General features: G+C 51.4%; 13 protein-coding genes. 10 read left to right on the forward strand and 3 right to left on the reverse strand.

Annotated elements, in window-relative coordinates:
- Positions 1-89: 89 nt before the first annotated feature.
- Positions 90-1,208, reverse strand: coding sequence for a histidinol-phosphate transaminase (gene hisC / locus NI000_RS36190; protein WP_253416112.1), 1,119 nt, complete (start codon positions 1,206-1,208; stop codon positions 90-92).
- A 226-nt stretch (positions 1,209-1,434) separates the two neighbouring features.
- Here hisC and NI000_RS36195 point away from each other — a divergent pair, with 226 nt between their 5' ends.
- A complete protein-coding gene (locus tag NI000_RS36195) occupies positions 1,435-2,361 on the forward strand; it encodes a COX15/CtaA family protein (RefSeq protein ID WP_253416113.1) in 927 nt (308 codons plus the stop codon).
- A 107-nt stretch (positions 2,362-2,468) separates the two neighbouring features.
- Here the strand turns inward: NI000_RS36195 and NI000_RS36200 are convergent, their stop codons facing one another.
- Positions 2,469-3,440, reverse strand: coding sequence for a hypothetical protein (locus NI000_RS36200; protein ID WP_253416114.1), 972 nt, complete (start codon positions 3,438-3,440; stop codon positions 2,469-2,471).
- Between the two features lie 374 nt (positions 3,441-3,814).
- Here NI000_RS36200 and cyoA point away from each other — a divergent pair, with 374 nt between their 5' ends.
- The 9 genes from cyoA to NI000_RS36245 are packed head-to-tail and all read left to right on the forward strand — an operon-like array spanning position 3,815 to position 11,576.
- A complete protein-coding gene (cyoA, locus tag NI000_RS36205) occupies positions 3,815-4,723 on the forward strand; it encodes a ubiquinol oxidase subunit II (RefSeq protein WP_253416115.1) in 909 nt (302 codons plus the stop codon).
- A 41-nt stretch (positions 4,724-4,764) separates the two neighbouring features.
- Positions 4,765-6,729, forward strand: a complete 1,965-nt coding sequence (locus tag NI000_RS36210) for a cbb3-type cytochrome c oxidase subunit I (RefSeq protein ID WP_253416116.1) — start codon at positions 4,765-4,767, stop codon at positions 6,727-6,729.
- A gap of 6 nt (positions 6,730-6,735) precedes the next feature.
- Positions 6,736-7,350 (forward strand): cytochrome o ubiquinol oxidase subunit III, encoded by a 615-nt coding sequence (cyoC, locus tag NI000_RS36215; RefSeq protein WP_253416117.1) that lies wholly within the window; start codon positions 6,736-6,738, stop codon positions 7,348-7,350.
- Positions 7,351-7,680, forward strand: coding sequence for a cytochrome o ubiquinol oxidase subunit IV (gene cyoD / locus NI000_RS36220; protein ID WP_253416118.1), 330 nt, complete (start codon positions 7,351-7,353; stop codon positions 7,678-7,680).
- Positions 7,677-8,591 carry a heme o synthase gene (gene cyoE, locus NI000_RS36225; protein WP_253416119.1) on the forward strand — a complete coding sequence of 305 codons (915 nt, stop codon included), beginning with the start codon at positions 7,677-7,679 and terminating at the stop codon, positions 8,589-8,591. Before cyoD ends, cyoE begins: the two co-directional genes overlap by 4 nt.
- Before the next feature lie 26 nt (positions 8,592-8,617).
- Positions 8,618-8,950: a c-type cytochrome gene (locus tag NI000_RS36230; RefSeq protein WP_253416120.1), complete on the forward strand. Its 333-nt coding sequence runs from the start codon at positions 8,618-8,620 to the stop codon at positions 8,948-8,950.
- Positions 8,951-8,966: 16 nt separating this feature from the next.
- Positions 8,967-9,542 carry an SCO family protein gene (locus NI000_RS36235; protein WP_253416121.1) on the forward strand — a complete coding sequence of 192 codons (576 nt, stop codon included), beginning with the start codon at positions 8,967-8,969 and terminating at the stop codon, positions 9,540-9,542.
- Between the two features lie 29 nt (positions 9,543-9,571).
- A complete protein-coding gene (gene resA, locus NI000_RS36240; protein ID WP_301292844.1) occupies positions 9,572-10,108 on the forward strand; it encodes a thiol-disulfide oxidoreductase ResA in 537 nt (178 codons plus the stop codon).
- 43 nt (positions 10,109-10,151) lie between these two features.
- Positions 10,152-11,576, forward strand: coding sequence for an NAD-dependent malic enzyme (locus tag NI000_RS36245; protein WP_301292845.1), 1,425 nt, complete (start codon positions 10,152-10,154; stop codon positions 11,574-11,576).
- 99 nt (positions 11,577-11,675) lie between these two features.
- Here the strand turns inward: NI000_RS36245 and pdxR are convergent, their stop codons facing one another.
- Positions 11,676-13,121, reverse strand: coding sequence for a MocR-like pyridoxine biosynthesis transcription factor PdxR (gene pdxR / locus NI000_RS36250; RefSeq protein ID WP_253416124.1), 1,446 nt, complete (start codon positions 13,119-13,121; stop codon positions 11,676-11,678).
- Positions 13,122-13,488: the final 367 nt, after the last annotated feature.

A 13,488-nucleotide genomic window follows, 5' to 3' on the forward strand; every position in this document is an offset into this window, starting at 1 on the left:
CACCTCAGCGCCATTAGTGCAGGTGGTGGGAGTGTTCAAGTTTGGTTCCGTGCTGCTGTATAAAAAGTACGAAATGAAGCGCGCCGAATCTAAGGAATTGAAATACGATGCAGGATCTTCGTTAACTCCTGAATAAAGGCGGCGTTTTCCGATTCGCTTCCCACCGAAACGCGAGCATGGGAGGGAAGATTCCAAGTGCCACCGTAGCGGACAATGATCCCTTTGTGAAGCAGTTGTTCATAAATGACCTTGGCATTCGAGCCAAGCTCCACCAGCACGAAATTGCTCATACTTTCGATGAACGGCAGGCCTAGTTCTTCGAAGGCGCGGTAAAGCTGCTCGCGGCCTCGCGTATTCGCTTGAAGGGACAAGCGGAGATGCCCGTCATCATGAAGAGCCGCGGCGGCCGCAGCCTGCGCCAAGGCATTGACATTGAACGGTTCCTTCACTTTGAGAAGCTGCCGGATAATGACTTCGGGAGCCGCTCCGTAACCGACCCGCAAGCCTGCTAATCCGTATATTTTGGAAAAGGTCTGAAGCACGAGAATCGGGTACCCTGCACGGACAAACTCCAGCCCGTCGGTATAATCCTCAGCTGTAGCGTATTGGCTGTAAGCCGCATCGAACAGCACAAGAATATGTTTTGGCAGAACATCCAGCAGATGATGCAGGACCGATTTTGACAAATACGTGCCGGTAGGGTTGTTGGGGGAGCAGATGCACAGAATTTTGGTGCGCTCCGTAACCGCTTCGATAATGGCATCCATGTCGAAGGCAAATTGTTCCCCGAGCGGTATGGAAACGATGGTTGCCCCCATAAGATGCGCCCCGAATTCATACTCGCTGAACGACGGAGCGAGCACGATAATTTCATCGCCAGGCTCCAAAAATGCCTCGCAGGCAAGGGTAATCAGTTCGTCCCCGCCGTTGGTCACGATGAATTGTTCCTGCTTCATATCTAGCTTGGAGGCCATGGCCTGCCTTAAGTTCGACGTGCTTGCATCCGGATAACGATGAATGTCCGCCAAGGAGCAATGAATGGCTTCCAGTGCTTTAGGAGAAGGGCCTAGCGGATTTTCGTTAGAGGCCAGTTTGATGACCCTGGATAAGCCGAGCTCGCTTTGCAGCTCCCAGATGGGCTTTCCCGGTGTATATGGATGGATATGCTGAATGGTTTTTCGCGCTTTAACTTCCATGTTTTCAGACATGACAAATCACCTCGTGTTCTAAAATCTCCAAGCCTCCTTCTTAATGTAAGTCCGCCTCCTTTGTAAGTAACCATCCAATCGGTTTTCTTTATACCGATCCAGTTTTAGAGTTCATTTGTATGTCCGGATGTCCATTGGCTGGAACAAAAAGAAGTTAACTGGATGGTTACGCTTCTGCCTCCTTCCGTTACGATAGCGTGCGAGACGAACAGAAGAGGTGATTTCATTGATATCTTTCCGTTACCGCTTGTTGGCATGGGCTTCGTTTATCGGCATGTTTCTTGTGCTGCTGGCCGGAGCTTTGGTTACAAAGACCGGTTCCGGGCGCGGCTGCGGAGACGACTGGCCCTTGTGCAGCGGGAAGTTTATTCCGGCCTATACGCTGGAGTCCATGATCGAGTATTCGCACCGTATGGTTACCGGGGTCGTAGGAATCGTTGTTCTTGTGACGTTTCTGTATACATGGCGGCGCCTCAAGCATCATCGGGAAGCTCTGGGTTATGCCGGCGGAACGCTGCTGTTTACGATCGTTCAGGCGTTGATGGGAGCAGCGGCGGTGAAATGGCCGCAACAGCCGGCCGTGATGGCGCTTCACTTCGGCATATCGTTGCTTGCGGTTGCCAGCAGCATGCTGCTGGTCGTATGGATTTACCGGATGAATAACGGGACGGAAAAGCCGCCTTCCGCTTCCATTCCGCGCTCTATTTGTTCCATAGCCTGGGGGATTTGGATCTATTGTTACGGCGTCGTTTATTTAGGAGCCTACATCCGTCATATGGAAGCGGATGGCGGTTGTATGGGCTGGCCGTTATGCAATGGGCAGCTGATCCCCTACTTGTCCGGGGCTTCCGGGATTGTCTTCGCGCATCGAGTTGCCGCCGCTATCCTGTTTATGCTTATTGCCGCCTTCTATCTGGTCGTACGCCGAGGCACATCCAAGCAGCCGCCTTCCGGATTGCGAACGGGCGCCGCCTATGCTCTCGTTCTCGTTGCCGGACAAATAGGCAGCGGCGGCCTGCTCACGGTAACGATGAACAACGAAAATAGTTATTTATTTACAAGTCTTCTCCATAATGTGCTGGCGACGGTCTTGTTTGCCGTGCTGACGGATATCGCCATCCGCTCTTGGAAGCATCGAAAGGTTCAAAGCTAAGGGGTTGTCTAAAAAGCCCCAAAAAAAGTAAAGAAGCGGAGGGAAAATGTAACAATTTTCCCCAGCTTCTTTTTTGGTACTTTGCCAGCCTCATCCGCCCTGACTTGCTATTTCTTCAATGTTGTTTCATTTTTGTGTTCAATGACTGGTAATAATTTTGGTTCAATTTCTTTTAACATTTGTTCCTTTGAACGATTGTTTTTAGGAACTACTCCATTTTGTTCAGCTTCCATTTGTTTTTCAACCTGTGTATTGGCAATCACCTCGTACACTTGTTGTTTAGAGATATTTTTAGATGCTGCAATATCCGCAACAGATTTACCTTTTGCCAATTCTTCTTTTAATTCTGTCGGGCTAATTTTTAGTAAAGCAAACAGTTTATCATCGTTCAAAATGGAATCATAAGTATAATCAGGCTTACCATCTCTAGTGAATAAACCTTCTACTTTAATGTGTGAAGGTGCAGGTTCACCTCCTACCCGAGTAAGATTAATTGCATTGTCATGAACAAATACCTGGTAGAACGGTGATTCTGATCCCTTTATGATGTAATTCAACATCAATGTTTTTTGATTTGGGTTCTCCATTTGTTCCATAGCAAACTCGTACGCTTTGACGTTACCATACATTTTATCAATGAGATGATCTACCTTCGCCTTGATTTCCTGATCGGTTAAAGTAATGAGTGGCTTCTCCTTAGGCTCCCAATTCTCTTGATCCACGTGTTCAATCTCACCCGAAATACCGTTAGTATGAAGGGTAATCTTTTTGCCGGTTCCTCCTTTCTCCTGCAGTATGATGCTTGTTTGGTTCACTTTCATTTGGGATAAACCGGTGGAGTCTGCCGGTTTGAGTACGTCACCTTGAGCGTTGCTTGCATTGATAATCTCAAACGATCTTGTTTCGGGAAATGCGCTATACAGCTTCTCAAGTGTTGCTTTGCCAACCTCATCCACCTTGACTTGTTCAGCGGTCATTGGTTTTCTAGTCATCATTTCAATCATGGTAGGGGCCGCAAATGCTGCGGTTGGAATCAAAGTCGCAGCGGCAACTATTCCGCCGATTAATTGTTTTTTCATGGTTAATTCGCTCCTTTTTCGTTGCAAATATTGAGAATACGATTGTTTACGAATAACTGGTACATATCTTCATTTTGCATTCGGAGGGCCCTCCTGAATAAGCAGCTTACACCCTATATTGTCTCTGTATCGGAAAAAGGTTCGGTTCTCTTCTTATTTTTTTTCCTGCATTAGGAGGGAAGCCTTGCGTCGTTGCATCCAGCGTACTCTAAATAAAGGCGAAGCATTTTTTATGGAGAAACGATGTCGTATTTGTTTCATTTTGTTGAACATGGTCGGTTTTTTGACTTGGCTAGTGGATGGTGACACCTCTATCGTTCCCCTTTAAAGTAAGGCGTGATCATAATCACGCAATGCGATAGGAGATGAGTAACATGAAGACACCCAAAGCGCTCCGCTGGTTCGCGTCCATATCCATGCTGGCGATGCTGCTCTTGACAACGACCGGGTGTGCGGAAAACATGATCGTGCTCGATCCCAAAGGGCCGATTGCCGAACAGCAGCGGGATTTAATGTTGATTTCCACGGTGCTGACTTGCATTATTATCGTGCCTGTCCTCGTGCTCACGGCAATCATCGTTTGGCGTTACCGGGACAAGAAAGGCAGAAAAGCGAAATATATGCCGGACTGGGAGCACAGCACGAAGCTGGAAACGATCTGGTGGGGGATTCCGATCGTGATCATTACCATTCTGGGCATCATTACCATAAAGAGCACGTATGCCCTGGAGCCGTCCAAGCCGCTCGTATCGGATAAAAAACCGCTGACCGTTCAAGTGACCTCGCTGGACTGGAAATGGTTATTCCAATATCCCGAGCAGGGAATCGCGACCGTGAACCACGTCCAGATCCCGAAGGGCGTACCGGTCCGCTTCGAGATTACGGCCGATGCGCCGATGAATTCGTTCTGGATTCCGCAGCTCGGCGGGCAGATGTACGCGATGTCCGGCATGGCGATGACGCTTTATTTGCAAGCGGACGAGCAAGGACAATACTGGGGGTCGGGTGCGAACTTTACCGGAAAAGATTTTGCCAAAATGTTCTTTGACGTGAAATCCACTTCACAGGAAGAGTTTGACCAATGGGTACGCGAGGTCAAAGCATCGTCTCCGGTGCTGACGCTGGAAGGATATAAGCAGCTGGCGCTGCCTTCCGCTTCGGACGTGAAGACGTTCTCCGCGTTTCCGGAAGGCTTGTTCAATATGACGGTGACCAAGTACGCTTCCTCGCACAATCACGGCTTGTCCTGGAAGGACATTCAGAAGATCAAGATCCAAGAGTAGCGGGCTTCGCTTCGATTTGAAATGTAAGGAGAGAGTGGTCCATGTGGGAGAAAGTAAAAAGCTTCGCCTCGGAATTTTTTGTGACGGGCGACCCGATGATTTACGGTGCGGATGTCGCCATCGTGATCACGATCATCGGCATTGTATTCGGACTTACCTATTTAAAAAAATGGGGCTGGCTGTGGCGTGAATGGTTGACAACTGTCGATCATAAAAAAATCGGCATCATGTATATGTTCGCCGCTTTCCTGATGCTGTTCCGCGGCGGTGTGGATGCGCTCCTGATGCGGGCACAGCTGGCGATGCCGGAGTTGAGCTTCCTGGCGCCGGATCATTACAATCAGATCTTCACCACGCATGGCGTGATTATGATTTTGTTCATGGCGATGCCGTTCATGTTCGGTTTGTTTAACGTGATGGTGCCGCTGCAGATCGGGGCGCGCGATGTCGCCTATCCTTTTCTGAATGCGCTAAGCTTCTGGTTATTTTTCGCGGGCGCGATGCTGTTTAACTTGTCCTTTGTCATCGGAGGATCGCCGGATTCGGGGTGGCTCGCTTATCCGCCTTATTCGGAACGCATGTTCAATCCGGGGGTCGGTCAAGATTTCTATATCTGGGGAATCCAGATTTCGGGGATCGGCAGCTTGATGACCGGCATCAACTTTATCGTGACCATTCTGAAAATGCGGGCACCCGGCATGAAGCTGATGAAAATGCCCATGTTCCCGTGGTCGGTGTTATCGAGTTGTATCGCGATTATATTTTCGTTTCCCATCTTGACGGCCACCTTGGCGCTGCTCTTTCTGGACCGTTATTTGGGCGCGCATTTTTTCACGCTGGACGGCGGCGGCAATCCGATGATGTATATCAATCTGATCTGGATGTGGGGGCACCCCGAGGTATATATCCTCATTCTGCCGGCCTTCGGCATTTTCTCGGAGATCGTGAGCACCTTTGCGAAGAAAAAGCTGTTCGGCTACAAATCGATGGTGTATGCCATGATGATCATCAGTATTTTATCGTTTCTTGTATGGGCGCATCACTTCTTCACGATGGGCTCCGGCGCAGATGTCAACGCATTCTTTGCGCTCACGACGATGCTGATCGCGATCCCGACGGGCGCCAAAGTGTTCAATTGGCTGTTTACGATGTTCCGGGGAAAGATCACCTTCGAGACGCCCATGCTGTGGACGATCGGTTTTATCGTGTGCTTTATCATCGGCGGGCTGACAGGAGTGCTTCTGTCGGTCGCCCCTGCGGATTTTCAATTCCATAACAGTTACTTCCTGGTCTCGCATTTTCACAATACGATCATCGGCGGCGTCGTGTTCGGTTATTTCGCCGGCTTGTATTATTGGTGGCCGAAGCTGTTCGGCTTCAAGCTGAACGAGCGTATCGGCAAATGGGCGTTCTGGTTCTGGAATATCGGATTTTACGTCTGCTTCATGCCGCAATATGTGCTCGGGTTGATGGGGATGACACGGCGCCTTGTGACGTACGGATGGGATAAAGGATGGTGGGAGTTGAACCTGGTCTCCACCGTCGGGGCGGCTTTGATGGGCATAGCCTTCTTGTTCCAATTATGGCAAATCGTATACAGCATCAAGCATTTTCAAAAAGACGAAACGGGCGACCCGTGGAACGGACGCACGCTGGAGTGGTCGATTCCTTCCCCTGCGCCGCACTATAATTTTGCAACGCTGCCGCAGGTCTCGTCCCAGGACGAGTGGTGGGAGGAGAAGCAGCGCAGAGCACGCGGGCAGCTTGCTCCGGTTCGGCCGAAGCTGGAGCCGATCCATATGCCCAAAAATTCGGGGATTCCTTTTGTGATGTCGATGTTCTGGTTCGCGGCCGGATTCGGTTTTGTATTCGACTGGCTCTGGCTGACGGTCTCCGGTCTGGTGGGGGTAGCCGTGTGCATGCTTGTTCATTCCTTCAACTACAAAACCGATTACTATATCCCTGTTGAGGAAATTAAACGCACGGAAGCTGCGATGAGGGGGTAACCAAGAATGGCACAAATAAACGGACATGCCCACGTATCAAGTACGGGTCATCACGACCATCCGGATCTGGAGGAAATGCGCACATTCGGCTTCTGGATCTACCTGATGACGGACGTGATTATTTTCGGCACCTTGTTTGCCACCTATATCGTCCTGCAGGGCAATCGAAACGGCGGGCCCGGGCCTGCCGAGCTGTTCCAACTGGGCGGGATTATTGCCAGCACGTTCATTCTGCTAACGAGCAGCTATACAAGCGGTCTTGCCGTGCTTGCGATGCACAAAGGAAAACTTAAAGCGCTCATGGGATGGCTGGGCGTGACGGTACTGCTCGGCGCGGCCTTCGTTGTGCTGGAGATCAATGAATTTATTCATCTGGTGCACGAGGGAGCGACCATTAGCACGAGCGCATTTCTATCGGCTTTCTTTACTTTGGTCGGGACGCACGGGCTTCACGTCTCCCTTGGATTAGTCTGGATGATTGCACTGATTATTCAGCTTGCGAAGCACGGAATCACGCCGGTAACCAAGCGCAAAGTGAACGTGATCAGCCTGTTCTGGCATTTCCTGGATGTTGTGTGGATCTTCGTATTTACAATTGTTTATTTGATGGGGGTGAGATAGATGGCGCAGCATGACCTAACCACTCCGCATGACGCCGAGAGCCATGGCACGTTCAAATCGTATACGACCGGCTTCCTGTTCTCCATCATATTGACGATCATTCCCATTGCCGTCGTCATGTCCGGCTGGCTTCAAGGGGTGGCGAGCACCCTCGTTCTGATGGCGGCAGCCGTGCTGCAGTTCGCCGTTCAATTGATCTATTTCATGCATCTGCGGGAGGAGAAAAAGCCTCGCTATAACTTGGTGAGCTTGATTTTGGGCTTGATCATTTTGCTGCTTGTCGTCGCCGGTTCTATGTGGATCATGCTGTACAATATGGTGGCCACATGAGCAGGACGTCCGCAAATGCTGCGGCATTGATGAGGAAAGACAGGGGGAGCATAAGCGACTGGATTCAACTGACCAAGCCCCGAATTCTGCAGCTCAATCTCGTCGCTGCGTTTGGCGGGTATTGGCTGGCTTCCCGATGGGTGACGGACTGGGGCCTGTTGTTTTGGATGCTGCTGGGCACCACGTTAACGATGGCCTCCTCGTGCGTCATCAACAACATCTGGGACCGGGAGTTGGATCGAAAGATGAGCCGGACGAAGGATCGGCCCCTCGCGACCGGTCGTTTGAACATCAGGGGCGTGCTGGTGTACGCCCTGGCCCTCGGAATAGCGGGAGAAGCCGTCCTGTTCTGGAAAGTCAACGCGCTGTGCGGCTGGCTCGGATTGCTCGGCATGTTTGTCTATATCGTCATTTACACAATGTGGCTAAAGCGCACCTCGACCTGGAGCACGTCCGTTGGAGGCGTGTCCGGCGCCATGCCGCCGGTCATTGGGTACTGCGCGTTTACCCATGAGGCCGACGCTGGCGCGCTGCTGTTGTTCGCCTTGTTATTCCTGTGGCAGCCCGCCCACTTCTGGTCGCTCGCCATCCGGCGCGTCGACGAGTACCGGGCGGCAGGCTTCCCGCTTTTGCCGGTTCGTAAAGGGGTGCCTCGGACGAAGCTGCAAATGATTCCTTATGTCGTTCTGCTTCTTCCGACCACTGTACTGATCTACGCGTACGGTTATGCAGGTGTTATGTTCCTCACGCTCTCTTTGCTGGCCGGTCTCGTCTGGACGTGGCATACGTTAACTGGCCCTGCCGCATCGGATAACGGGAAGTGGGCCAAAACCAACTTTCTGATTTCGGTGAATTACTTGACGGCGGTCTTTATCATAATGATTCTGGACACTACGGGCCGCCCAATCTAATGAGGATGAATGGGGAGAGGATCGTTTTGCGGGCGTCGCTTCCGTTTTTTCTGATTGTTGTCATGTCAGCAGTTGCCTTATCCGCGTGCAGCAGTCAGGCGACAGATCAAGGGCAAGGGATGACCGCTTCGGCAGATGCAAAAGCAGAGGCGATCTATAAGAAGCAGTGTCTGTCCTGCCATGCTGCCGATCTCAGGGGAAAAGTAGGCCCTGGCTTGCAGGAGATTGGCTCCAAAATGACGGAGCAGCAGCTGTTCGGGATCATACAGGATGGCGCGAGAGGAATGCCTGCCTTCAAGAAAGTGTTAAGTGCCGAAGAAATTCAGGCTTTATCGCAATGGCTCTCGACAAAGAAATAGGGCAAGGGGGGATTCGGTGAAAAAAGCGTTCTTCTACGTCATATTGGGATTGATCCTTGTCGTTGTTTCCGCTTGCGGCAGCGGCAAGTCCAAACAGCTTAATTACGAGGTTAAACCTTTCGAGGCCGTCAACCAAGACGGGAAACCGGTATCCTTGTCCGATTTGAAAGGCAAGGTCTGGATTGCGGACTTTATGTTCACGTATTGCGCAACGGTATGTCCGACGATGACGGCCAACATGACGGAATTGCAAAAGCGGTTAAAATCGGCGGGCGTGAAGGCGGAGCTGGTCTCCTTCTCCGTTGATCCGGAGCGCGACAATCCGGAGGCGTTAAAAGCTTACCTCCAAAAATTTGACGCCGATTTCTCGAATTGGCATGCATTAACCGGATATAAATTCGACGAGATCAAAACCTTCGTCCTGAGTTCGTTTAATACGGTTGTGGCGAAGGATACGTCCTCCGATCAAGTCATTCACGGCACTTCGTTTTTTTTGGTCAACCCGGCGGGCACGGTTATAGCCAAGTACGACGGGATGACGGATACGCCTTACGATAAAATATTGAAAGATATTCAAGCGCTACAGCAGTAGGGGCTCTGGCGGGGGAGGAGCTGATCGGGTTGGAAAGAGTCCTACGCTCTTCTTGGACGCGGGCACTAATGCTTGTCCTAATCCTGTTCGCCATCGGCTATGCGGTATTTCAATCGCTGGCGGATAAACGCGAGGAGGTGGAGGTCGGCCGGAAGGCGCCGGATTTTGCGTTAACCAATTTGCAGGGGCAAACGGTGCGCTTATCCGACTATGGCGGGACAGGAGTTCTTCTAAACTTCTGGGCCTCCTGGTGCGACCCGTGCGTCAATGAAATGCCGCTGCTGAACGAAGCCTACGGGCGGTTGCCGGGCGTTGAAATCGTTGCGGTCAATATGGGAGAAACGAAGGAAAGGGCAAGCGAATTTGCCGACCGTCATCACTTGAAGCTCCCTATCCTGCTTGATTCCCAAGGAGAAGTGAAAAAAAAGTATAAAATCAGCGGCTTACCGGCAACGTTTCTGGTTGACGACAAGGGGCGAATCGTGCAGAAGTTCTCAGGGGAGCTAAATCGTTCCGATGTCATAAATTTCATGGAACGCATTCAGCCGAAGTCTGGACGCAACTAGCTTACGAATCGAAATGTCTTACTTAAAAGAGGAGATGCTGCTCATGCAAATGCCGCTTGGAACGGGGACAAGCATTATTTTGAGGTTGGAGTACGATCAAGGAGTCGTAAACTTTGGAGCTATCGCATCGGCATTAAGCGATTCCGGCGGGGACATCGTAGCGATAGACACCAATCGGGTGAGCTCTTCGAGAACCGTAAGAGACATTACGGTCAATCTGAACGACTCGCACGATGTTGACCGCGTCGTTTCCTCGGTTGAACAGCTTCCCGGGGTTAAGCTGATCAACGTATCGGACCAGACCTTCCTCATGCATTTGGGTGGCAAGCTCGAAATGCATCCCAAGGTGCCGATCAAAAATCGGGATGACCTGTCCCGTGTCTACACGCCGGGTGTAGCCCGGATTTGTATGGCGATCCATGATGACCCTTCCCGGGCCCATACGCTGACGATCAAGCGAAATACGGTAGCCGTCGTCTCCGACGGCTCTGCCGTTCTCGGGCTCGGAAATATCGGCCCGGAAGCCGCCATGCCCGTCATGGAAGGCAAAGCTGTACTGTTTAAGCAGATGGCCGGCGTTGATGCCTTCCCGATCTGTCTGAACACGCAGAATACGGACGAAATTGTTGCCATTGTCAAAGCGATCGCTCCGTCATTCGGCGGTATCAATCTCGAAGATATTTCGGCTCCCCGCTGCTTCGAGATCGAAGAACGGCTCCAGAAAGAGCTGGATATCCCGGTATTTCATGACGATCAACATGGAACCGCCGTCGTCATTCTGGCCGCCTTGTTAAATGCTTTGAAGGTCGTCGGCAAAAAGCTGGAGCAGTGCCGGGTTGTCGTGTGCGGGATCGGGGCGGCAGGAATGGCCTGCTCCAAAATATTGCTGGCCTCCGGGGTGATGGACCTGATTGGCGTTGACCGCCTCGGAGCCATTGTTCGCGGAGACGCTTATCCACATGAGGTATGGAATTGGTTTGCCGAGCATACGAATCCGCTTATGGTTCGGGGCAGCCTCTCCGAGGTGATCGAGGGAGCGGACGTATTTATCGGATTGTCCGGTCCGGGAGTACTGAAGGTCGAAGACGTGAAACGGATGGCGGCGGACCCGATCGTATTTGCTATGGCCAATCCGACCCCGGAAATTATGCCGGAGGAAGCTGAGCCCTATGTACGTGTCATGGCTACAGGGCGCTCGGATTATCCGAATCAGATCAATAACGTCTTATGCTTTCCGGGGATTTTTCGGGGCGTGTTGGATTGCAGAGCTTCGCAAATTACGGAAACGATGAAGCTTGCCGCCGCCCATGCGATTGCCTCCGTGGTTAGCGACGAAGAATTAAATGAGCAATATATTATTCCAAGCGTATTTAACCATCAGGTGGCGGATCGAGTCAGCAAGGCGGTTATCGCGGCAGCCTGCGATGCCGGGGTAGCGCGCCGCAGCCGGGATTCCCGCGATATCTGAAGCGTGTTGGCCTAACTTCGGCACACGTGCAAATAAGGTCAGTAAAAAAGGTGAATGAAATAGCTTGTATTCATGAATACAAAGCTTTCATTCACCTTTTTAGTTAGATTGGGCAAGAACGGCCCGAAGAGCTGTGGCAAATTTGGCAATGCCCGGAACGATTTCGTCTGCCTTAGGCCGTGCAAAAGTAAACCGCACATAACCGGAATCCGATCCGTAGACGCTGCCGGGAACAAAGATGACGCCATGGCGAATCGCTTCTTCGAACAGTTTGTTGTCGCTCACCTCGGGTATGATTTTACACCACAGATGCAAGCCTCCTTGTGGAATCGAGAAGCTGACCAGATCCGGCAGCTCTTGGCGAAGCGCGCTTATCAGCAAATCCCGCTTGTAGAGCAGATGCATCCGCAGACGGTCCAGATGAGGCTGGACATACGGAGACTTCAAGAATTGCGCAGCCACCTGCTGCGGAACGACGCTAAGTCCGAAATCCATCTGCTGTCTGGCATCCGCCAGCCGCTCGACAACGGAATGAGGAGCAACCATCCATCCGACGCGCAGCCCGGACGCGGCGATCTTGGAGAAGGAGCCGATATAGAGAACCGAGCCGATCGGGTCCATCGATTTGAGCGGCTGTGGCGGCATCCCGTTATAAGCCGTCAAGCTAAAGGGATCGTCTTCGACGATAGGGAGTCCCAACTCGCTCGCAACGTCAAGCAGCTCAATACGGCGTTCGGGATCAAGGGCAATACCCGTCGGGTTCTGATAATTCGGATTGATGAACACCATCTTGATCCGGTGCTTTTTGTAAAGGGAGCGAACATCCTCGGGCCGAATTCCTTTCGCGTCAACCGGCAGACGGAACAAGCGAAGACCGGCCGATTGAAACATAGGCAGCGAATAGCAGTAGGAAGGATCTTCGATAGCAACCGCATCTCCGGGGGCCAGCAAGCACTGGGTAATTAAATACAAGGATTGCTGGGAGCCGGATGTAATAAGAATCGACGATTCCGTCGTTTGAATTCCCCGGTATTGACTTAAATACGTGACGAGCGCTTCGCGGAGCGGCCCAAATCCTTGCGGATTGGCATATCCGAGATAGGCCGTATAGTGGTTTTCGTCCATAAGTGTATTAATCTCTTCCACCGGAGAGATGTCCGCGCCAAGCTCCCCGCTGGCAAAATCAATCAACGTGTTGTCTTGTTGAAGAGCTTCCCTGACCCGGCGCAAAAAAGGCAGATTAGGCAGGAAGCTCCCGCCTTCGACATACCGGTGCCAGTTCGGGGTATGCTTCGGTGTGACACCCCATTTAAACTTGCTTACCCGGGTTCCGCTTCCCGTACGGCTTTCCACGATCCCAAGCGCGCGCAGCTCGGCATAGGCGAGGATCACGGTGCTTCGATTGACTCCCAACTGCTCGGCTAACTTTCGTTCGGAGGGCAGCAGACTGCCTGGCGGAAACTCGCCATATGAAATTCGCCGTTCGATATCATCGGCAATCTGTTGATATAGAGGCTGGTTACTGTGACGATCGGGCTGCCGCATGAGGCTCATCCCCTCTCCTGGTGATTTCTATCACAGAATCATTTTCATCATAACATTGGACTTGTAAATAAAACGCCGCTCTTTTTATCAAAAGCATGGCGAATCTATATCAATCTATTGAACATGGATGGGGACTTTGTCTATGAATTGGATGGTTTCGCTGTTGGGGATACCAGGATTGTTGCTACGTTGTCGGATGGCCTCTAAATGCGGCTGTTGAGGTAGTTTCTTGCATTTCATATTTCGATGATGATTGAAATAACGGTCACAGAAGCCGCCGGGGCTTTGCCGGTATATCGCAGCATGTGATGATGGCGGCCGCTGCGGTTTGTTCGCATGATTTCAAAAATAAAAAGCTTTGACAACC

Source organism: Paenibacillus tyrphae, assembly GCF_024158745.1.
Classification (GTDB): Bacteria; Bacillota; Bacilli; order Paenibacillales; family NBRC-103111; genus Paenibacillus_G; species Paenibacillus_G tyrfis_A.